At 61.9% G+C, this 19,631-nt stretch carries 22 protein-coding genes, 1 tRNA gene and 1 pseudogene; 4 read left to right on the top strand and 20 right to left on the bottom strand.

Annotation, left to right across the window (positions count from 1 at the left end; translation table 11 throughout):
• Positions 1-2 precede the first annotated feature (2 nt).
• The 12 genes from rlmN to trmJ form a co-directional block, all read right to left on the bottom strand.
• Complete coding sequence (rlmN, locus tag IAE36_RS18775; RefSeq protein ID WP_060482251.1) at positions 3-1,148, bottom strand: 23S rRNA (adenine(2503)-C(2))-methyltransferase RlmN; 1,146 nt, start codon at positions 1,146-1,148, stop codon at positions 3-5.
• A 28-nt stretch (positions 1,149-1,176) separates the two neighbouring features.
• Positions 1,177-1,602 carry a nucleoside-diphosphate kinase gene (ndk, locus tag IAE36_RS18770; RefSeq protein WP_028631587.1) on the bottom strand — a complete coding sequence of 142 codons (426 nt, stop codon included), beginning with the start codon at positions 1,600-1,602 and terminating at the stop codon, positions 1,177-1,179.
• An 88-nt stretch (positions 1,603-1,690) separates the two neighbouring features.
• Positions 1,691-1,891: a Fe-S cluster assembly protein IscX gene (gene iscX / locus IAE36_RS18765; protein ID WP_201213982.1), complete on the bottom strand. Its 201-nt coding sequence runs from the start codon at positions 1,889-1,891 to the stop codon at positions 1,691-1,693.
• Between the two features lie 10 nt (positions 1,892-1,901).
• Positions 1,902-2,243: an ISC system 2Fe-2S type ferredoxin gene (gene fdx, locus IAE36_RS18760; protein ID WP_028631589.1), complete on the bottom strand. Its 342-nt coding sequence runs from the start codon at positions 2,241-2,243 to the stop codon at positions 1,902-1,904.
• Positions 2,244-2,246: 3 nt separating this feature from the next.
• Complete coding sequence (gene hscA, locus IAE36_RS18755) at positions 2,247-4,109, bottom strand: Fe-S protein assembly chaperone HscA (protein ID WP_201213981.1); 1,863 nt, start codon at positions 4,107-4,109, stop codon at positions 2,247-2,249.
• 42 nt (positions 4,110-4,151) lie between these two features.
• On the bottom strand, positions 4,152-4,673 hold the full coding sequence (gene hscB / locus IAE36_RS18750; protein ID WP_201213980.1) for a co-chaperone HscB: 522 nt from the start codon (positions 4,671-4,673) through the stop codon (positions 4,152-4,154).
• Positions 4,674-4,681: 8 nt separating this feature from the next.
• Complete coding sequence (gene iscA / locus IAE36_RS18745; RefSeq protein WP_028631592.1) at positions 4,682-5,005, bottom strand: iron-sulfur cluster assembly protein IscA; 324 nt, start codon at positions 5,003-5,005, stop codon at positions 4,682-4,684.
• 28 nt (positions 5,006-5,033) lie between these two features.
• Entirely contained in the window at positions 5,034-5,420 is a 387-nt protein-coding gene (gene iscU, locus IAE36_RS18740) for a Fe-S cluster assembly scaffold IscU (RefSeq protein ID WP_003248539.1), read from the bottom strand.
• A 46-nt stretch (positions 5,421-5,466) separates the two neighbouring features.
• Entirely contained in the window at positions 5,467-6,681 is a 1,215-nt protein-coding gene (locus tag IAE36_RS18735) for an IscS subfamily cysteine desulfurase (RefSeq protein WP_201213979.1), read from the bottom strand.
• A 46-nt stretch (positions 6,682-6,727) separates the two neighbouring features.
• Positions 6,728-7,219 carry a Fe-S cluster assembly transcriptional regulator IscR gene (gene iscR, locus IAE36_RS18730; protein WP_028631594.1) on the bottom strand — a complete coding sequence of 164 codons (492 nt, stop codon included), beginning with the start codon at positions 7,217-7,219 and terminating at the stop codon, positions 6,728-6,730.
• A gap of 181 nt (positions 7,220-7,400) precedes the next feature.
• Positions 7,401-8,186, bottom strand: a complete 786-nt coding sequence (gene cysE / locus IAE36_RS18725; RefSeq protein ID WP_201161909.1) for a serine O-acetyltransferase — start codon at positions 8,184-8,186, stop codon at positions 7,401-7,403.
• Between the two features lie 3 nt (positions 8,187-8,189).
• The gene (trmJ, locus tag IAE36_RS18720; RefSeq protein ID WP_201213978.1) at positions 8,190-8,945 is read right to left on the bottom strand and encodes a tRNA (cytosine(32)/uridine(32)-2'-O)-methyltransferase TrmJ; all 756 of its coding nucleotides are present in this window, start codon (positions 8,943-8,945) and stop codon (positions 8,190-8,192) included.
• Between the two features lie 151 nt (positions 8,946-9,096).
• Between trmJ and suhB the strand changes: the two genes are divergently transcribed.
• Positions 9,097-9,915 carry a type III secretion system regulator SuhB gene (gene suhB / locus IAE36_RS18715; protein ID WP_028631597.1) on the top strand — a complete coding sequence of 273 codons (819 nt, stop codon included), beginning with the start codon at positions 9,097-9,099 and terminating at the stop codon, positions 9,913-9,915.
• Positions 9,916-10,063: 148 nt separating this feature from the next.
• Here suhB and IAE36_RS18710 read toward each other — a convergent pair whose 3' ends face one another.
• From IAE36_RS18710 to queA, 6 genes are all read right to left on the bottom strand, one after another.
• A complete protein-coding gene (locus tag IAE36_RS18710) occupies positions 10,064-10,606 on the bottom strand; it encodes a glycine zipper 2TM domain-containing protein (protein WP_028631598.1) in 543 nt (180 codons plus the stop codon).
• 119 nt (positions 10,607-10,725) lie between these two features.
• The gene (gene secF / locus IAE36_RS18705; protein ID WP_201213976.1) at positions 10,726-11,634 is read right to left on the bottom strand and encodes a protein translocase subunit SecF; all 909 of its coding nucleotides are present in this window, start codon (positions 11,632-11,634) and stop codon (positions 10,726-10,728) included.
• Positions 11,635-11,644: 10 nt separating this feature from the next.
• On the bottom strand, positions 11,645-13,507 hold the full coding sequence (gene secD, locus IAE36_RS18700) for a protein translocase subunit SecD (RefSeq protein WP_201213975.1): 1,863 nt from the start codon (positions 13,505-13,507) through the stop codon (positions 11,645-11,647).
• 64 nt (positions 13,508-13,571) lie between these two features.
• A complete protein-coding gene (gene yajC / locus IAE36_RS18695) occupies positions 13,572-13,907 on the bottom strand; it encodes a preprotein translocase subunit YajC (protein WP_016484964.1) in 336 nt (111 codons plus the stop codon).
• 42 nt (positions 13,908-13,949) lie between these two features.
• Positions 13,950-15,065, bottom strand: a complete 1,116-nt coding sequence (gene tgt / locus IAE36_RS18690) for a tRNA guanosine(34) transglycosylase Tgt (protein WP_161629574.1) — start codon at positions 15,063-15,065, stop codon at positions 13,950-13,952.
• 14 nt (positions 15,066-15,079) lie between these two features.
• Positions 15,080-16,129 carry a tRNA preQ1(34) S-adenosylmethionine ribosyltransferase-isomerase QueA gene (queA, locus tag IAE36_RS18685; RefSeq protein WP_201213974.1) on the bottom strand — a complete coding sequence of 350 codons (1,050 nt, stop codon included), beginning with the start codon at positions 16,127-16,129 and terminating at the stop codon, positions 15,080-15,082.
• 105 nt (positions 16,130-16,234) lie between these two features.
• Here queA and IAE36_RS18680 point away from each other — a divergent pair.
• Together IAE36_RS18680 and IAE36_RS18675 are read left to right on the top strand one after the other, a co-directional pair.
• Positions 16,235-16,319 (top strand) — tRNA-Leu (locus IAE36_RS18680).
• A 274-nt stretch (positions 16,320-16,593) separates the two neighbouring features.
• On the top strand, positions 16,594-17,241 hold the full coding sequence (locus IAE36_RS18675; RefSeq protein ID WP_201213998.1) for a trypsin-like peptidase domain-containing protein: 648 nt from the start codon (positions 16,594-16,596) through the stop codon (positions 17,239-17,241).
• Here the strand turns inward: IAE36_RS18675 and IAE36_RS18670 are convergent, their stop codons facing one another.
• Positions 17,242-18,297 carry a diguanylate cyclase gene (locus IAE36_RS18670; RefSeq protein WP_201213973.1) on the bottom strand — a complete coding sequence of 352 codons (1,056 nt, stop codon included), beginning with the start codon at positions 18,295-18,297 and terminating at the stop codon, positions 17,242-17,244.
• 245 nt (positions 18,298-18,542) lie between these two features.
• Here IAE36_RS18670 and IAE36_RS18665 point away from each other — a divergent pair, with 245 nt between their 5' ends.
• Positions 18,543-19,436, top strand: a complete 894-nt coding sequence (locus IAE36_RS18665) for a bestrophin family protein (protein ID WP_060482259.1) — start codon at positions 18,543-18,545, stop codon at positions 19,434-19,436.
• Between the two features lie 49 nt (positions 19,437-19,485).
• Here IAE36_RS18665 and IAE36_RS18660 read toward each other — a convergent pair.
• Positions 19,486-19,631 (bottom strand): annotated as a pseudogene (locus IAE36_RS18660) (phosphonate ABC transporter, permease protein PhnE); the annotation flags it as partial.

Below are 19,631 nucleotides of genomic sequence, written 5' to 3'. Positions count from 1 at the left end.
GGTCAGTGGCTGGCGGGGCTGTCTTGGCGCTCCACATCAGCCGAAAGCTGACGCACGGCAATGTAACGCTCGCTGCGGCGGGTGCGGTCGTTGACCTGGCCGACCAACTGACCACAGGCCGCGTCGATGTCTTCGCCACGGGTGGTACGGGTGGTAACGTTGAAACCACCGTGGTGCAGCATGTCCTGGAAGCGACGAATGGCATTGTTGCTCGGCCGCTCGTAGCCCGAGTGCGGGAACGGGTTGAACGGGATCAGGTTGATCTTGCACGGCACATCGCGCAACAGTTCGATCATCTGTGCGGCGTGCTCGGGCTGATCGTTGACATCCTTGAGCAGCGTGTACTCGATGGTGAGCACGCGTTTGCCACCCAGGGTGTCCATGTAGCCCATGCACGATTGCAGCAGCATCTTCAGCGGGTACTTCTTGTTGATCGGTACCAGCTTGTTGCGCAACTCGTCGTTGGGCGCGTGCAGCGACAGGGCCAGCGACACATCAATGTGCTTGGCCAGCTCATCGATCATCGGCACCACGCCCGAGGTGGACAGGGTGACGCGACGCTTGGAGATGCCGTAGCCAAGGTCATCCATCATGATTTTCATGGCGGCGATGACGTTGTCGAAGTTAAGCAAGGGCTCGCCCATGCCCATCATGACCACGTTGGTAATCGCGCGGTCGATCTTGGCGGGGACGGTCCCGAAGGATTTGTTGGCAAGCCACACCTGGCCGATCACTTCGGCGGCGGTGAGGTTGCTGTTGAAGCCTTGCTTGCCGGTGGAGCAGAAGCTGCAGTCCAGGGCACAGCCGGCTTGCGACGAAACGCACAGGGTGCCGCGATCGTCGGTAGGGATGTAGACGGTTTCGACGCAGCTGCCGGAGGCAACGCGGATGACCCATTTGCGGGTACCGTCAGCGGAAATGTCTTCACTGACCACTTCCGGTGGACGAATTTCGGCAACGGCCTCGAGCTTTTCGCGCAAGACCTTGCCGACGTTCGTCATGGCGGCGAAATCATCGACGCCAAAATGGTGAATCCATTTCATCACCTGGCCGGCACGGAAGCGTTTCTCCCCGATCGAGTCGAAGAATTGTTCCATTTCCGGCTGGGTCAGACCCAACAGGTTGATTTTGCCAGTAGATGTCGTCATGGATTCACCCTCACCCGTAAGCTTTCGCTTAGCGAGTGGTTACCTCGGTAGCAGCGAAGAAGTAAGCGATTTCGCGAGCAGCAGCAGCTTCGGAGTCCGAACCGTGAACGGCGTTGGCATCGATGGACTCGGCGAAGTCGGCACGGATGGTGCCGGCAGCAGCTTCTTTAGGGTTGGTGGCACCCATCAGCTCACGGTTCTTGGCGATGGCGTTCTCGCCTTCCAGAACCTGAACAACTACCGGGCCGGAAGTCATGAAGGCAACCAGGTCACCGAAGAAGCCGCGCTCGCTGTGCTCGGCGTAGAAGCCTTCAGCTTCGGCCTTGGACAGTTGCTTGATTTTCGAGGCAACGATTTTCAGACCGGCTTCTTCGAAGCGGCTGGTGATCTTGCCGATGACGTTCTTGGCAACGGCGTCAGGTTTGATGATGGAGAAGGTACGTTGAACAGCCATGGATAACTCCAGAATATGAGTGTTGCGAAAAATTAAACCCGCGAATTATACGCGGGTTCCGGGGGATTGCCTAACCTGCAGATAACGCTTAATCGGCTTCGTCGATCCAGGCGGCCTGGATAGCTTCGAGCACCTTCTCACCGCCGCGTGACGGATCGTCGCTGAAGCCTGGCAATGCCAGCACCCAGCAGTGCAGGTCGACGAAATTCACATAACGAGGATCGACGTGAGGCTTGCTTTCTGCAAGCTCGATGGCGATATCAAGTACATCAACCCATTTCAGACTCATGTACAGGCCCTCAGTGCGGTGCTTCGGCAGCGTGGTTGAGCGAATACTTGGGGATCTCGATGGTGAGGTCCTGGTCCTTTACCACCACCTGGCAACCCAGACGCGACTGGGCTTCCAGGCCCCAGGCCTTGTCCAGCATGTCCTCTTCCAGCTCGTCGGCTTCTTCGAGGGAGTCGAAGCCCTTGCGCACGATGCAGTGGCAGGTGGTGCAGGCCTTGACCCCACCACAGGCACTTTCCATCTCGATGTGATGATCGTGGGCCAGCTCCAGGATATTGGTCCCGGCCGGCACCTCCACGGTCAGCCCCTCAGGGCAGAATTTCTCATGCGGCAGGAATGTCACCAGCGGCATCGATTACTCCTCGATCTCATTCAGGTTGCGCCCGGCCAGTGCGGCTTTGACCGTCGAATCAAGGCGACGGGCGGCAAATGCATCGGTCACCTGCGACAGACGCTTGGTCTGTTGCTCGATGGCAGCGCCATCAGTGCCGGCCAGCAAATCACGTAGTTCTTGCATCTGGAATTCGATAGCCTGGCGCTCTTCGCCGCTGAGCAGGCGCTCGCCATCGGCGTCCAGGGCGCCTTGTACCGCCTCCAGCAGGCGCTCGCCGTCCACCTGGTGCTCGCGCAGCTGACGTGCCTGCTTGTCGGTGCCGGCATGCTGGAAGGAGTCTTTGAGCATGCGGGCGATTTCACCGTCGGTCAGGCCGTAAGACGGCTTCACCTGAATGCTCGCTTCCACGCCCGAGGCCAGTTCGCGGGCAGCGACGCTGAGCAGGCCATCGGCGTCCACCTGGAAGGTCACGCGAATTTTCGCGGCACCGGCAACCATGGCCGGAATGCCGCGCAGCTCAAAGCGGGCCAGCGAGCGGCAGTCGCTGATGAGCTCGCGCTCACCCTGCAGCACGTGGATCATCATGGCCGTCTGGCCATCCTTGTAGGTGGTGAATTCCTGGGCGCGGGCCACCGGGATGGTGGTATTGCGCGGGATCACCTTCTCCATCAGCCCGCCCATGGTCTCAAGCCCCAGGGACAGCGGGATCACATCCAGCAGCAACAGCTCACCGCCTTCGCGGCGGTTGCCGGCCAGGGTATCGGCCTGGATGGCAGCGCCAATGGCCACCACCTGGTCGGGGTCGATCGAGGTCAGCGGGACACGGCCAAACAGCGTACCCACCGCTTCGCGCACGCGCGGCACGCGGGTAGAGCCGCCCACCATGACCACGGCGCTGACGTCTTCGAGTTCCACACCGCTGTCACGCACGGCGCGGCGGCAGGCCTTTAGGCTGCGGGCGACCATGGGTTCGATCATGGCGTCGAAGGCCGCTCGGCTGAGCTCGCCCTGCCAGGCGCCATGGCTGACCGCGACCACGTCGGCGTCGGTGAGGGCTTCCTTGGCCGCGCAGGCAGCTTGCAGCAGGGCACGCTGGGTAGACGGGTCGAGGTCGGACGACAAGCCTGCCTGCTCGATGATCCAGCCAGCAATGGCATGGTCGAAATCGTCACCGCCCAAGGCAGTATCACCGCCAGTGGCCAGCACTTCGAACACACCTGCGGTCAGGCGCAGGATGGAGATATCGAAAGTACCACCGCCCAGGTCGTAGATGGCCACCACGCCTTCGGCGTTCTGGTCCAGGCCGTATGCCACGGCTGCGGCAGTAGGCTCGTTGAGCAGCCGCAGTACGTTCAGGCCAGCCAGGCGCGCAGCGTCCTTGGTGGCCTGGCGCTGGGCATCGTCGAAGTAGGCAGGCACGGTAATCACCGCCCCCACCAGTTCGCCGCCAAGGGTAGCCTCGGCACGCTCGCGCAGTACCTTGAGGATGTCTGCCGACACTTGTACCGGGCTCTTTGGCCCCTGGACGGTATCGATGAACGGCATGTGCGACTCGCCGCCAACAAAGCGGTAGGGCAGTTGCTCACCCAACTGCTTGACGTCGGCCAGGCCACGCCCCATCAGGCGCTTGACCGACAGCACGGTATTGAACGGGTCGCTGGAGGCGGCATCACGTGCAGCCTGGCCGACTTCGCTGCGCCCTTCGAGGTAGCGCACCGCTGACGGCAGAATGACATTACCCTGCGCATCGGGCAGGGGCTCGCTGACACCGCTGCGCAGTGCAGCGACCAGAGAATTGGTAGTACCCAGGTCGATCCCCACCGCCAGGCGGCGCTGGTGCGGCTGAGGGGTTTGACCGGGTTCGGCAATCTGCAGTAGGGCCATGCTTATCTGAGTACCTTAGGTGCCATCACGGGCGGCACCGGGTTAATCGTCGAGGCGCTCTTCGAGTTGGCGCACTTCTTGGGCGAGCTTGTCGAGGAACTGCATGCGGCGCATCAGGCGTTCGGCCTGCTCGCGCTCTGCAGCAACATCCCAGCAGGCGGCGAAATCGTCGTTCAGCGTGTCCTGGGCAACCTTCAGGCGCTTCTTGAACACGGCAACGCCATCGAGATCCGCTTCATCCTGCAGCTCTTCGAGCTCTTCACGCCACTGCATCTGCTGCAACAGGAAGTCCGGGTCGTGGACCGTGACTTCCTGGGGCACTTCGTGGCCACCGATGGCCAGCAGATAGCGTGCGCGGCGCGGGGCGCTGCGCAAGGTCTGGTACGCATCGTTGAGGGCTGCGGACTTTTCCAGCGCCACGCGCTGCTCACGCTCGGAAGCGTCGGCAAAGCGATCAGGATGAACATCGCGGGCCAACGCGCGGTAGCGAGTGGCCAGCTTGTCGAGATCCAGGCGGAAGCTTGGCTGCAGGTCGAATAATGCGAAGTGACAAGGAGTACCCACGGCCAGCCTCAGACGTTGAAGCTTTCGCCGCAGCCACACTCACCGCGCACGTTGGGGTTGTTGAACTTGAAGCCTTCGTTCAACCCTTCCTTGACGAAGTCCAGCTCGGTACCGTCAAGGTAGACCAGGCTCTTGGGATCGATGATCACCTTGACACCGTGGTTCTCGAACACCTCGTCTTCCGCAGCCAGCTCGTCGACGAACTCCAGCACGTAGGCCAGGCCCGAGCAGCCGGTGGTGCGCACGCCCAGGCGAATGCCTTCACCCTTGCCGCGCCCTTCCAGGGAACGCCGCACGTGGTTGGCGGCGGCTTCTGTCATGCTGATAGCCATCAGAGCTCCTTACCTCGCAACAGGCGACTTAGATCAAGCCTTTTTTCTGCTTGTAATCGCGTACGGCTGCCTTGATGGCATCTTCGGCGAGTACCGAGCAGTGGATCTTGACCGGCGGCAACGCCAGTTCCTCGGCCAGCTGGGTGTTCTTGATGGTTTCGGCTTCGTCCAGGGTCTTGCCCTTCATCCACTCAGTGGCCAGGGAGCTGGAAGCGATGGCCGAACCGCAGCCGTAGGTCTTGAACTTGGCGTCTTCGATGACGCCCTGCTCGTTGACCTTGATTTGCAGACGCATCACGTCGCCACACGCAGGGGCGCCGACCATGCCGGTACCGACATCGGGGTCCTCGGCATTCATCTTGCCGACGTTGCGCGGGTTTTCGTAGTGGTCGATGACCTTTTCACTGTATGCCATGGTGCAATTCCTTCCTCATCAGGGAGCCGCTCTTGCCGGCGACTGCTTAGTGGGCGGCCCACTCGATCTTGGAGATGTCAACGCCGTCTTTGTACATATCCCACAGCGGCGACAGTTCACGCAGTTTGTTCACCGCCTCGCAGACTTTCTGCGCGGCGTAGTCCACTTCTGCCTCGGTGGTGAAGCGGCCGAAGGAGAAACGGATCGAGCTGTGCGCCAGCTCGTCGTTGCGGCCCAGCGCACGCAGTACGTACGAAGGCTCGAGCGAAGCGGAGGTGCAGGCCGAACCGGACGATACGGCAATGTCCTTCAGCGACATCAGCAGCGACTCGCCTTCGACATAGTTGAAGCTCAGGTTCAGGTTGTGCGGCACGCGGGCAGTCTGGCTGCCGTTGACGTACAGCTCTTCCAGGCTGGAAACCTGCTTGAAGAAGCGGTCGCTCAGGGCCTTGATGCGCACGTTCTCGGCGGCCATTTCCTGCTTGGCGATGGCGAAGGCTTCGCCCATGCCAACGATCTGGTGGGTTGGCAGGGTGCCCGAACGCATGCCGCGCTCGTGGCCACCGCCATGAATGGTGGCTTCAAGGCGTACCCGTGGTTTGCGGCTGACGTACAGCGCGCCGATCCCTTTGGGGCCGTAGACCTTGTGCGCCGAGAACGACATCAGGTCGACCTTGAGCTTTTGCAGGTCGATTTCGACCTTGCCGGCGGACTGCGCAGCGTCGACGTGGAACAGCACACCGCGAGAGCGGGTGAGTTCGCCGATGGCGGCGATGTCGTTGATCGAGCCGACTTCGTTGTTCACGTGCATCAGCGACACCATGATGGTGTCATCGCGCAGCACCGCCTCGACCATGGCCGGGGTGACGATGCCGTCTGTGCCTGGCTCGAGGTAGGTCACTTCAAAGCCTTCACGCTCCAGCTGGCGAGCCGTGTCCAGGACCGCCTTGTGCTCGATCTTGGAGGTGATGATGTGCTTGCCCTTGGTGTGATAGAAGTGCGCGACACCTTTGAGGGCGAGGTTGTCGGACTCGGTGGCACCGCTGGTCCAGACGATCTCGCGCGGGTCGGCATTGATCAGTTCGGCAACCTGGCGACGGCCGTGCTCGACCGCTTCCTCGGCCTTCCAGCCGAAAACGTGGGAGCGCGAGGCAGGGTTACCGAAGTTGCCGTCCGCCGTCAGGCAGTCGGCCATCTTTTGGGCCACGCGTGGGTCAACCGGCGTGGTCGCGGAGTAATCGAGGTAGATCGGCAACTTCATTTTTCTCTCCTATCAGGCGGTGGCGTCGCTCATCGTCCCTGGGGGATCAATCGACGGCGGACGTCTCAATCTTGTCCAGCTGGGCAGACAGGCCGGCGACACGGCGCAGGTCCTGGCGCTGGGCGACTTCCTGCACCTCACGGCGCTTGACGAGGTCGGCCAGGCTGATGCCGCTGAGGAATTCGTGAATCTGCTGGCTGAGGTCGCACCACAGGTGGTGGGTCAGGCAGGTATCACCGGCGTGGCAGTCCCCGAGCCCCTGGCAACGGGTGGCATCGACCGATTCGTTGACCGCGTCGATGACCTGGGCAACCTGGATGGTTTCCATGCCCCGCGAGAGCTGGTAGCCGCCGCCCGGGCCGCGCACGCTGGATACCAGGCTGCTGCGGCGCAGCTTGGCGAACAGCTGCTCCAGATAAGAGAGGGATATGCCCTGGCGCTCGGAAATGTCCGCCAAAGACACCGGCCCATGCTGCGCGTGCAACGCCAGGTCGAGCATGGCAGTGACGGCGTATCGGCCTTTGGTAGTCAGTCGCATGGCTATTGGGTACCACGGGAGTTTCGGGATGTGTGCAAGTATGCGATTCCCGAGCATTTAAGTCAACTATTAGACCTACTGCTTTAGTCGGGTTTGCACACGGGAGGGCGGCGCGATTGTAGCAGACAGGGGGCGTTTAGCACACGCCCCCTGTCCGGGGCGTGCTTCGGGTGTGGCGCAATCAATGCGATCGAGCGTCGCGCTGGGCCAACTGGGCGGCCTCGGTGAACTCATCGTCCGGCAGCGCCGGCAGCTCCTTGGCACAGTAATCGCTGCCCATGCGGGTCAGCGCACCACACATGCCCTCCAGGCGTTCGTCCACGGCCTGGAGGTGGTCGAGCATCTGACCGATGGCGCGGGCGACCGGGTCCGGCATGTCGCCGCTGACGCCATAGGCGTCGAAGCCGATCTTTTCCGCCATGGCCTTGCGCCGGGCTTCCAGCTCGGTGTCTTCGCTCTTGACGATGATGCGCCCCGGGATGCCAACCGCAGTGGCGCCAGCCGGCACCGCCTTGGTCACCACCGCATTGGAACCGATCTTGGCCCCGGCGCCTACCGTGAAGGGCCCCAACACTTTGGCCCCCGCCCCTACCACCACGCCGTTTTCCAGGGTGGGGTGGCGCTTGCCCTTGTTCCAGCTGGTACCGCCCAGGGTGACGCCTTGGTAGAGGGTGACATCGTCGCCGATCTCGGCGGTTTCACCGATGACGATGCCCATGCCATGGTCGATGAAGAAACGCCGGCCAATGGTGGCGCCGGGGTGGATCTCGATGCCGGTCAGCCAGCGCCCGAAGTTGGACACCAGCCGCGCCAGCCACTTGAAGTCGCGTTTCCACAGGGCATTGCCCAGGCGGTGCAGCCAGATGGCATGCATGCCCGGGTAGCAGGTCAGCACTTCGAAGGCGTTGCGGGCAGCCGGGTCGCGGTGGAAAACGCTTTGAATATCTTCACGCAGGCGTTCGAACATCTGTCAGTCCTTCCGTTTATGCGGCTCGCCACGGACCACTTTCTGGGTCTCGGTGAGGATGCCGCGCAAAATGCTCATTTCCGAACGCTCGACCGCTACCCGACCATACAGCCTGCGCAGGCGCGGCATGAGGTGTTTGGGTTTCTCCGGATCGAGGAAGCCGATACCTACCAGGGTTTTTTCCAGGTGGTCGTAGAACAGCTCCATTTCGTCCATGGTTGCCAACTCGTTGGCATCAACCTTTTCGACCTTGCCCGGCGCGGGCTCGGCCGCCAGCCATGCCATGCGCACCTCATAGGCAAGCACCTGCACGGCGGCGGCCAGGTTCAGCGAACTGAAGCCGGGGTTGGAGGGAATGTGCACGTGGAAGTGACATCGCTGCAGCTCTTCGTTGGTCAGCCCGGCATGTTCACGCCCGAATACCAGGGCGATCTCCTCACCGGTGCCAGCATGCTCCACGGCCTTGGCGCCGCAGTCACGGGGGCCGATCAGCGGCCAGGGGATACTGCGCTCACGGGCACTGGTGCCCATGACCAGGTTGCAGCCAACCAATGCCTGTTCGAGGCTGTCGACCACTACGGCGGCGCCCAGCACATCGTCGGCACCGGACGCGCGGGCACTGGCGTCCGCTGCCGGGAATTCCTTGGGCTGCACCAGCACCAGGCGCGTCAGGCCCATGTTTTTCATGGCACGCGCAGCGCCGCCGATGTTGCCGGGGTGGCTGGTATTGACCAGAACAACACGAATATTTTGCAGCAAGGTGTTGTGCTCACAGATGCAGAAATCAGGGCCATCGATCTTACAGAACCGACGGGCGTAACGCCAAGGAAGCGCATGTGGCCCTTTTGCCGTCAAAGTTTTCTGCTAGAATGATCGGCTTTCTTCTTTAACATCTCCAGGTGACCCGCCCATGCAGCCTATGCTGAATATCGCCCTGCGCGCCGCTCGCAGCGCCAGTGAACTGATTTTCCGCTCCATCGAACGCCTGGATAGCATCAAGGTCGATGAGAAAGAGGCCAAGGACTACGTTTCCGAAGTCGATCGCGCTGCCGAGCAAAGCATCGTCAATGCCCTGCGCAAGGCCTACCCGAACCACTCCATCCAGGGCGAGGAAACCGGCCTGCACGCCGGCTCCGGCGAGGAAGGCAAGGATTACCTGTGGGTCATCGACCCGCTGGACGGCACCACCAACTTCCTGCGCGGCATCCCGCACTTTGCCGTCAGCATCGCCTGCAAGTACCGCGGCCGCCTGGAGCACGCCGTCATCGTCGACCCGGTTCGCCAGGAAGAATTCACCGCCAGCCGCGGACGTGGCGCCCAGCTCAATGGCCGTCGCCTGCGGGTCAGCTCGCGCACCAGCCTTGATGGCGCCCTGCTGGGTACCGGCTTCCCGTTCCGTGACAGCCAAATGGCCGACCTGGACAACTACCTGGGTATGTTCCGCGCCCTCACCGGCCAGACTGCCGGCATCCGCCGCGCAGGCTCCGCCAGCCTGGACCTGGCCTACGTGGCCGCCGGCCGCTTCGATGCCTTCTGGGAATCGGGCCTGTCGGAATGGGACATGGCAGCAGGCGTGCTGCTGGTGCAGGAAGCTGGCGGCCTGGTGAGCGACTTCAACGGTGGCCACGACTTCCTCGAAAAAGGCCACATCGTTGCCGGCAACATCAAGTGCTTCAAGGCGGTACTGACGGCTATCCAGCCGCACTTGCCAGAGAGCATGAAGCGCTAAGCGCAGATCGCCGAAATGCAAAAAGCACCCCTCGGGGTGCTTTTTTGTGCCTGATGGCTTTGTGGAGCCTGAATCTGCCTATTCGCTAATAAACACCCTCTAGCAGGAGCGGGTTTACCCACGAAGAGGCCAGCTCACGCCACATCAATCACTGGCCAGCATCACTCAAAATCAACTTGCCGTTCTTATCCAGCGGAATGGTCGAGCCGGGCTCGCGGTCCATCTTCACATGGCCGACCTGGTCGCCGATGGTGTACTTCACGTTATACCCCACCACCTTGTCACTGATGTCATTGACCGTGTTGCAGCGGGTTTGCGTAGTAGTGTAAGTGTCACGCTGCTGCATGCCTTCCTGCACCTTGTTACCGGCGTAACCGCCACCTACCGCACCGGCCACCGTCGCGATCTTCTTGCCGGTGCCGCCACCGATCTGGTTACCCAACAGGCCACCGGCCAGCGCACCCACCACAGTACCTGCAATCTGGTGCTGGTCTTTCACCGGGGCCTGACGGGTTACGGTAACGTCCTTGCACACTTCGCGCGGCGTCTTGACCTGCTGCTTGATCGGCTGCACGTCAGTGACCTGGGCATATTCAGGCCCTTTGTTCACCAAGCTGTAGGTCGCCACAGCACCTCCGGCGGTAACACCGACAGCACCCAGAACCGCACCCACCAGCATTGATTTATTCACGTGAACCTCCTGATCGTACATACGGGGCTGTGCCCGCCTTCTCCCTGCCTTGGAGCAAAAAAAAGGGCGCGAGTTCAATACTCGCGCCCTTTTGCCTGCCCAACGGAAGGAAGATTCCGTTACGGGCGGTCGTCCACGCCCTCGGCCTTGGCCGGCGGGATCAGGTCTTCGCTGCTCAGGTTCAGCCAGATCAACACCACGTTGGCGATGTAGATCGACGAGTAGGTACCCGCCATCACACCAATGAACAGCGCCAACGAGAAGCCGAACAGGTTGTCGCCGCCGAAGAACAGCAACGCAGCGATCGCCAGCAAGGTAGATACCGACGTGGCGATGGTACGCAGCAGGGTCTGGGTGGTGGACACGTTGATGTTCTCGATCAACGACGCCTTGCGCATCACCCGGAAGTTTTCACGTACCCGGTCGAATACCACGATGGTGTCGTTCAGCGAGTAACCGATGATCGCCAGCACGGCCGCCAGCACGGTCAGGTCGAAGGTGATCTGGAAGAACGACAGAATACCCAGGGTGACCACCACGTCATGGATCAGCGAAATGATCGCACCCACGGCGAACTTCCACTGGAAGCGGAACGCCAGGTAGATGAGGATGCCACCCAACGCCAGCAGCATGCCCATGCCACCCTGGTCGCGCAGCTCTTCACCCACTTGCGGCCCCACGAACTCGACGCGCTTGAGCGTGGCCGGGTTGTCCCCACCCGCCTTCTGCAGCGCGGCAGCCACCTTGTTGCCCAGTTGTGGGTCATCACCCGGCATGCGCACCAGCAGGTCGGTGGTGGCACCAAAGCTCTGCACGATGGCTTCATGGAAGCCAGAATCGTTCAGCTCGGCGCGCACCGCCTTCAGGTCAGCCGGGCGCTCGTAGGTCAGCTCGATCAGCGTACCGCCGGTGAAGTCCAGGCCGAAGTTCAGACCCTTGTGCCACCAGCTGAACAGTGCCAGCACGGTGAGGAGTACGGTAATGGCGAACGCGACATTGCGCACGCCCATGAAATTGATGGTTTTCATCGCAGCTCCCTCAAACCCACAGCTTCTTGATGTCACGCCCGCCGCAGGTCAGGTTGACCATTGCACGGGTCACCATGACGGCGGTGAACATCGAGGTGAAAATCCCGAGGGACATGGTGACCGCAAAGCCCTTGACCGGGCCGGTACCCATGGCGAACAGGATGCCGCCCACCAGCAGGCTGGTCAGGTTGGCGTCGATGATCGCGGTATAGGCGCGGTTGAAACCTTCGTGAATGGCGCGCTGCACCGACATGCCGGCTTTGAGCTCTTCGCGGATACGCGAGAAGATCAGCACGTTGGCGTCCACCGCCATACCCATGGTCAACACGATACCGGCAATACCCGGCAGGGTCAGTGTGGCGCCCAGCAGCGACATCAACGCCAGCAGCAGCACCATGTTGCCCGCCAGGGCGATGGTGGCGATCACGCCGAAGCCGCGGTAAATGGCGATGATGAACAGCGAGACGAACAGCATGCCCCACAGCGACGCATCGATACCCTTGGTGATGTTGTCGGCACCCAGGCTTGGGCCAATGGTACGTTCTTCAGCGAAGTACATCGGCGCCGCCAGACCACCGGCACGCAGCAGCAGTGCCAGTTCCGACGACTCACCCTGGCCGTTGAGGCCGGTGATGCGGAACTGGCTGCCCAGCGGCGACTGGATGGTCGCCAGGCTGATGATCTTTTTCTCTTCCTGGAAGCTCTGCACCGCGACGTCTTTCTCGACGCCATCGACAGTTTGCTTGACGTAGCGGGTGATCGGTTTCTGCTCGATGAAGATCACCGCCATGCTGCGGCCCACGTTGCTACGCGTGGCGCGGCTCATCAGCTCGCCACCGTGGCCATCCAGGCGAATGTTCACCTGTGGGCGGCCGTGCTCGTCGAAGCTGGCCTGGGCATCGGTCACTTGGTCGCCGGTGATGATCAAGCCACGCTCGACAGGAGCAGAACGGCCACCTTCACGGAACTCGAACACCTCGGTGGTGGCCTTGGAAGCGCCTGGCTCGGCACCGAAACGGAACTCCAGGTTGGCGGTTTTACCTAGGATACGCTTGGCTTCGGCAGTGTCCTGCACACCCGGCAACTCGACCACGATACGGTTGGCGCCCTGGCGCTGTACCAGCGGCTCGGCGACACCCAGTTCGTTGACCCGGTTACGCACAGTGGTGAGGTTCTGCTTGATGGAGTATTCGCGGATTTCGGCGACCTTGGCCTGGGTAAGCGCCAGGCGCAGCACAGCGAGGTCGTTACGCTCGGTGGTGGTCAGGTCGAAATCGCTGAAATTCTTGCGTACCAGGGCACGTGCCTGTTCGCGGGTCGCGTCGTCGGAGAAGCCCAGCATGATGCCGCCATCCTGCTGCGGCAGGCTGCGGTAGCGTATGCGCTCCTTACGCAGCAAGGTCTTGACCTCGCCTTCGTAGACTTTCATGCGGGCGCTCATGGCCTTGTCCATGTCCACTTCCAGCAGGAAGTGCACACCACCGGACAGGTCCAGGCCCAGCTTCATCGGGCTGGCACCCAGGTTGCGCAGCCACGTCGGCGTGGTCTGGGCCAGGTTCAGGGCCACGACGTAGTCATCGCCCAGCGCCTTGCGCACTACATCCTTGGCTGGCAGCTGGTCTTCCTGGTTGGTCAGGCGGATCAGGCCACTGCCCTTCTCACCCAGGCTGGTGCCTTTTACGGTGATCTTGGCATCGACCAGCGCTTTGCTGACGCGATCGAGGTCGGCCTGGCTGACCTGCAGCGCCGAGCTGGCACCACTGATCTGTACAGCCGGATCATCCGGGTAGAGGTTGGGAGCGGAATAAATAAAACCGATCGCCAGTACCACCAGGATCAGTGCGTATTTCCACAGAGGGTATTTGTTCAGCATCACGCCGCCCGTTCAAGACGCGGGGCGCGTTGCGCGCCCCGACTGGAAAAATGAAACCGGTAACTCAGATAGCCTTGAGCGTACCTTTTGGCAGGGTGGCCGCAATGGCACCCTTCTGGAACTTCAGTTCGACAGTGTCGGACACTTCCAGCACCACGAAATCATCGGACACCTTGACGATCTTGCCGGCGATACCGCCGTTGGTGACAACTTCGTCACCTTTTTGCAAGTTGCCCAGCAGGTTCTTCTGCTCTTTGGCACGCTTGGCCTGCGGGCGCCAGATCATCAGGTAGAAGATGACCAGGAAGCCGACCAGGAAGATCCACTCGAAACCGGTGCCGGCAGGGCCAGCGGCAGGTGCAGCAGCGTCCGCGTACGCGGCGGGGATGAAGAAGCTCATTGGGCACTCCTAATGCAATGTTCTAATAATGGATGCAAACAGTCAGTCCAAGGGCGGCACAGGCAGCCCGCGCTTGGCGTAGAAGGCGTCGACAAAGGCGGCCAATTTACCCTGTTGAATAGCCTCGCGTAAACCGGCCATCAAGCGCTGGTAATGGCGCAAGTTGTGGATGGTATTCAGCATGCTGCTCAGCATTTCGCCGCACTTGTCCAAGTGGTGCAGATACGCGCGGGAGAAGTTGCTGCAGGTGTAGCAATCACAGGTCGGGTCCAGCGGCGATTCATCATGACGATGGAACGCGTTGCGGATCTTGATCACCCCTGTATCGACAAACAGATGGCCGTTACGTGCGTTACGTGTTGGCATCACGCAGTCGAACATGTCGACGCCGCGGCGCACACCCTCAACGAGATCTTCCGGTTTGCCTACCCCCATAAGGTAACGAGGTTTGTCAGCAGGCATCTGGCCTGGCAGGTAATCCAGCACCTTGATCATCTCGTGCTTGGGTTCGCCCACCGACAGGCCACCAATGGCCAGGCCGTCGAAACCAATGTTCTCCAGGCCCTCCAGCGAGCGCATGCGCAGGTCCTGGTACATGCCGCCCTGGACGATGCCGAACAGCGCCGCCGTATTGTCGGCGTGGGCATTCTTCGAACGCTGGGCCCAGCGCAGCGACAGCTCCATGGAGGTACGGGCAATGTCGTGCTCGGCCGGGTACGGGGTGCACTCGTCGAAGATCATCACCACGTCCGAGCCCAGGTCACGCTGCACCTGCATGGATTCTTCAGGGCCCATGAACACCTTGGAGCCGTCCACCGGCGAAGCGAAGGTCACGCCCTCTTCCTTGATCTTGCGCATGGCGCCCAGGCTGAACACCTGGAAACCACCGGAATCGGTGAGAATCGGGCCTTTCCACTGCATGAAGTCGTGCAGGCCGTTGTGCTTCTTGATCACCTCGGTGCCCGGGCGCAGCCACAGGTGGAAGGTGTTGCCCAGGATCATCTCGGCGCCGATCGCCTCGATGTCGCGGGGCAGCATGCCCTTGACCGTGCCATAGGTGCCCACCGGCATGAACGCCGGGGTTTCGACGGTGCCACGGGGGAAGGTGATGCGGCCCCGACGGGCCTTGCCGTCGGTGGCCAGCAGTTCGAAGGACATTCGACAGGTGCGACTCATGCTTGATCCTCGGGCCCGCGTGGCGCCGGATTGCGGGTGATGAACATGGCATCACCGTAACTGAAGAAGCGGTACCCCTGCTCGACCGCCGCCGCGTAGGCAGCCATGGTCTGGGGGTAGCCGGCAAAGGCCGAGACCAGCATCAGCAGCGTGGACTCGGGCAAGTGGAAATTGGTGACCAGGGCGTCTACCACATGGAATGGGCGGCCCGGGTAGATAAAGATGTCGGTGTCGCCGCTGAACGGCTTGAGCACGCCATCACGGGCTGCGCTTTCCAGCGAGCGCACGCTGGTGGTACCGACTGCGATTACCCGCCCGCCACGGGCGCGGCACGCCTCGATGGCATCGACCACATCCTGGCTCACTTCGAGCCACTCTTTATGCATGTGGTGGTCTTCGATGTTGTCCACCCGTACCGGCTGGAAGGTGCCGGCCCCTACGTGCAGGGTGACGAAGGCACGCTCTACGCCCATGGCGGCAATTTGCGCCAACAGGGCCTCATCGAAGTGCAAGCCTGCAGTGGGCGCGGCAACGGCGCCGGCGCGCTCGGCATAGACGGTCTGGTAGCGCTCACGGTCCGCGCCTTCGTCGGGGCGGTCGATGTAGGGCGGCAGGGGCATGTGGCCGACCCGGTCGAGCAGCGGCAGCACTTCTTCAGTGAAGCGCAGCTCGAACAACGTGTCGTGGCGGGCGACCATCTCGGCTTCACCGCCGCCTTCCAGCAAAATGACCGTACCCACTTTGGGCGCTTTGCTGGCGCGCACATGGGCCAGCACACGGTGGCTGTCCAGCACCCGCTCCACCAGCATTTCGAGCTTGCCGCCCGACGCCTTCTGGCCGAACAGCCGTGCCGGAATGACCCGGGTGTTGTTGAACACCATCAGGTCGCCGGGGCGCAGGTATTCGAGCAGGTCGGGAAATTGCCGGTGCGCAAGCACACCGGTTGGCCCATCGAGCACCAGCAGACGGCTGCCATGGCGCTCGGCCAGCGGGTGGCGGGCGATCAGGGAATCAGGGAGTTCGAAGGAGAAATCGGCGACGCGCATGATGATGTTCGGTTCGGCAGGGCCGGGAAGTTTAGCCCAATGTGTGAAAATTGACCATGAAAGCCGATTGACCGACCAGCGGCACCTCTCTATACTGCGCGCCACGCCCTGATGGCGGAATTGGTAGACGCGGCGGATTCAAAATCCGTTTTCGAAAGGAGTGGGAGTTCGAGTCTCCCTCGGGGCACCAAAATCCGGAAAAAACCGACCTTGTGGTCGGTTTTTTTTTGCCCGCTCCACAGCCAGCCCCCTGCGCGGCCTCTGGCGCCAGGCTATTGATTTTCCCCCCGCACAACCATGCAGGAAGCCTATTGGCCAGTGGCCACACCAGTCCATAAGCTTACATTCGTCGGATATATGCCGAATGTATTGCTTCGGTAATGGCATTTAGCCATATTGCGGCACCCTTCCCTCTCACTTCCGTGTGAACCATGAAGACAATCGCGCCCTGCATGGCGGCAATGATGCTGCTCAGTGGGTGCAATGGAATGCCAACGTCCTACGTTTCAGACCCTGTCTACAGCCAAGCCTTCGTGGTCACCTCCGGTGCGCCGCTGCCCATGTTGCTGATGGCCAGCGCCATACAGTGGAACGACGATTACGCCGTCACTGCCAAGCACACCCCCTTCCTGCGCAACGTGGTGCACGAGGGCCTAGGGGATGTGGTGTTCTTCAAGCACAAGGCCAGCGCAGTGCCGCATTGGCGCCAGTACGTGCCAGGCGAAGCCGTTACGGCAGTGGGTTTCAACAGCCTGATGATGCCGGTGCAAGGCAAGGGCCATGCGCTTTCGTCGCTGGTGCGCCTGGATGGCACGCCCGGCAGCGTGTTTTATTCGGTGCACGATGGCCCGATCACCAAGGGTATGTCTGGCGGGCCAGTGTTCGCCGATGACGGCAATGTGGTTGGCATCAACGTCGCGATCATCCCCACCCGCGAGATCGACGCGGCCAAGCGGCCGGACCTGGCCGGCAAGGACCGGGTCAGCGTGTTCATGTCGTTCAGCGAAATCGACAAGGAATGGCGCCGCTACCAGTACCTGCTGGCACACAAGGCCAAGCCCGGGGCACCGGGGTCGGTGAAAGGCTACGTGGCCGTCGCGGCCAAGTCCTGATCAGGCCGGCTGCAGGGTGGCGGGCGCCAACATGATGCAATTGCGCCCGGCATGCTTGGCGCCGTAAAGGGCCATGTCCGCCGCATGCAGCCAGGCTTCGGCATTGTCCATATGCGGCTCATATGGTGCCACGCCAATGCTCAGGCTCAACGCCAGCTCTGGCAGCGCCGGGTCGCGGAAGGCTTCCACCGCCAGGCGCAGGCGCTCCAGTACTTCACGCGCCTGGGCGGGGGTAGTTTCGGGCAGCATCACGCAGAACTCGTCACCGCCATAGCGCGCTGCCGGGTCGCGCTTGCGCAGGTGCAGCGACAAGGTGGCACTGATGACCCGCAGGATCTTGTCGCCAACCAGGTGGCCATACCGGTCATTGACCTGCTTGAAATGGTCGACGTCGATCAGCGCCAGGCAATTGCCACCGCCCCCGGCCTGGCAACGCTCGAATTCGCTCAGCAGCAATGCCTTCCACGCACCGTGGTTGCTCAGGCCGGTCAGCGCATCGGTCTGGCTGAGGCGGGCCAGGGCGCGCTTGTGCTTGCCAAGCTGAACGGTCACCTGATAACAGATCAGGCCAATGGCCATGGGGTAGATCAGCAGTATTGGCAGGCACGCCAGCATCTGCGCCTGGGTGGTGGCTGGGAACAGTGGCGGCCCATACAGCCACAGCCCCAACGCGATGCCGGCTGCCTGGGCTGCCAAGGTTTTGAACAGCATGTGCCAGCCGCCTGCAGCGATCTTGTCCATGGCGATCATCGACAGGATGATGACGCTGGGCAGTGGGTTGAGCCCCATCACGCCCGCCCAGCAGCCGCCGGCAAAGCCATCGAAGACCAGGTTGCGTTGCTCGGTGCGGAACGGTTCGCCGGAGCGGCGGGCTAGCTGATACGCCAGGTGCGGCCAGACAAACCCGTGGGCAAACAGCAGTGCCCACACCCAGCCGGCAGGCTGCAGGGGGAAGATGCCGATCAGCACACAAAAAAAACCGAGACCGGTACCGATGGCGCGGGGGGCATACATGCGTCTGGCGAAAGAAAGGCCTTTGCCTGTGCGCTGGTTCATGGCGGGGTACCGAAAGAATGCTGCCCTGGAGAAGCATCGGACGGGCCACGCGGCGTGTGCATGGGCAGCCATTCGATACAAGGCATTGTGCCACTATCGAGCCGATACGGGCAAACCTGTTGGACGAAATGCGACGCAGGTATTGGGGGGGTGTGACGCGAACATGGTTTGCAACACCCAGCGTGCGAACCTTCGCCACTGCCCGACGTCCCATCCAGCACACTGAAACGTTTGAGGTGCGCCATTTGAAAGACGTCATCATCCGCAAGTATCGCCTGGCAGTGAAGACCATCGGCTACATCGGTTGGTCACTGTTCTGGCTGCTGATCTGGGACGTGCTGGTCACCATTGATTTCATGCTGTTCTTCAACAGCAAGTTCACCTTGCCGCTGATCCCGCTGACCCTGCTAGGCTCGGCCCTGGTGGTGCTGGTGAGCTTTCGCAACAGCAGTGCCTACAACCGCTGGTGGGAAGCCCGGACACTGTGGGGCGCCCTGGTGAACAGCTCGCGCAGCTTCGCCCGGCAGACGCTGACCTTGATCGACGACCCCGAAGACGGCCTCAACCCGGTCAAGGCTACCCTGCTGCGCCGACACATTGCCTATGTGAACTGCCTGGCGGCCCAGCTGAGGGGCGAAAAATGCGCGGACGAACTGGGCGCATTCATCCCCGAGGCGGAGTTCGAGCGGCGCACGCGCTCCAACAACTTCGCCAACGACATCGTCAGTGGCTCCGCTGCCCTATTGGCACGTGAATACCAGGCTGGGCGCCTGGACAGCATCCGCCTGGCGCGCCTGGAGTCGACACTGGTGGACTTGTCCAATGCCCAGGGCGGCATGGAACGTATCGCCAATACGCCCCTGCCCTACCCCTACGTGTACTTTCCACGGCTGTTCATTACCCTGTTCTGCCTGATTGTGCCGGTGGGGTTGGTAGAGTCGCTGGAATGGTTCACGCCGCTGGCGTCTACTGTGGTGGGCTTCATGCTGCTGGCCATCGAGCGCATCGGCACCGACCTGCAGAGCCCGTTCCGCTTCAGCGAGCATCAGATCCAGATGGACACCATCTGCGAGACCATCGAGCGGAACCTGGAGTCGATGCAGCGCGGCGCGCAGTCCGCTGAGGCAGTGACTGCCTGATACTTTTTGCACAACCGGGGTGGCGCAGGGCGAGCCGGGCAACCCCCGCTCACCTGTCGCCACGCACATAACGCTGGCGCAACACATCGCTCAAGGCATCCACCAGAAACACCAGCACCAGCATGCCCAGGATCACCGTGCTGGCCTGCGCCTCCTGGAACAGGCTGAGGGTGGTGTACAGCATCTGCCCCAACC

It is taken from the genome of Pseudomonas sp. S36 (assembly GCF_016647875.1).
GTDB classification, from domain to species: Bacteria; Pseudomonadota; Gammaproteobacteria; order Pseudomonadales; family Pseudomonadaceae; genus Aquipseudomonas; species Aquipseudomonas parafulva.
This window is presented reverse-complemented; position numbering and strand designations above follow the sequence as displayed.

Coding starts and splice junctions, on each gene's coding strand:
- rlmN (WP_060482251.1), bottom strand. CDS start 1,148: ATGACGACATCTACTGGCAAAATCAACCTGTTGGGTCTGACCCAGCCG.
- ndk (WP_028631587.1), bottom strand. CDS start 1,602: ATGGCTGTTCAACGTACCTTCTCCATCATCAAACCTGACGCCGTTGCC.
- iscX (WP_201213982.1), bottom strand. CDS start 1,891: ATGAGTCTGAAATGGGTTGATGTACTTGATATCGCCATCGAGCTTGCA.
- fdx (WP_028631589.1), bottom strand. CDS start 2,243: ATGCCGCTGGTGACATTCCTGCCGCATGAGAAATTCTGCCCTGAGGGG.
- hscA (WP_201213981.1), bottom strand. CDS start 4,109: ATGGCCCTACTGCAGATTGCCGAACCCGGTCAAACCCCTCAGCCGCAC.
- iscA (WP_028631592.1), bottom strand. CDS start 5,005: ATGGCTATCAGCATGACAGAAGCCGCCGCCAACCACGTGCGGCGTTCC.
- iscU (WP_003248539.1), bottom strand. CDS start 5,420: ATGGCATACAGTGAAAAGGTCATCGACCACTACGAAAACCCGCGCAAC.
- IAE36_RS18735 (WP_201213979.1), bottom strand. CDS start 6,681: ATGAAGTTGCCGATCTACCTCGATTACTCCGCGACCACGCCGGTTGAC.
- iscR (WP_028631594.1), bottom strand. CDS start 7,219: ATGCGACTGACTACCAAAGGCCGATACGCCGTCACTGCCATGCTCGAC.
- cysE (WP_201161909.1), bottom strand. CDS start 8,186: ATGTTCGAACGCCTGCGTGAAGATATTCAAAGCGTTTTCCACCGCGAC.
- suhB (WP_028631597.1), top strand. CDS start 9,097: ATGCAGCCTATGCTGAATATCGCCCTGCGCGCCGCTCGCAGCGCCAGT.
- secF (WP_201213976.1), bottom strand. CDS start 11,634: ATGAAAACCATCAATTTCATGGGCGTGCGCAATGTCGCGTTCGCCATT.
- secD (WP_201213975.1), bottom strand. CDS start 13,507: ATGCTGAACAAATACCCTCTGTGGAAATACGCACTGATCCTGGTGGTA.
- yajC (WP_016484964.1), bottom strand. CDS start 13,907: ATGAGCTTCTTCATCCCCGCCGCGTACGCGGACGCTGCTGCACCTGCC.
- tgt (WP_161629574.1), bottom strand. CDS start 15,065: ATGTCCTTCGAACTGCTGGCCACCGACGGCAAGGCCCGTCGGGGCCGC.
- queA (WP_201213974.1), bottom strand. CDS start 16,129: ATGCGCGTCGCCGATTTCTCCTTCGAACTCCCTGATTCCCTGATCGCC.
- IAE36_RS18675 (WP_201213998.1), top strand. CDS start 16,594: ATGCTGCTCAGTGGGTGCAATGGAATGCCAACGTCCTACGTTTCAGAC.
- IAE36_RS18670 (WP_201213973.1), bottom strand. CDS start 18,297: ATGAACCAGCGCACAGGCAAAGGCCTTTCTTTCGCCAGACGCATGTAT.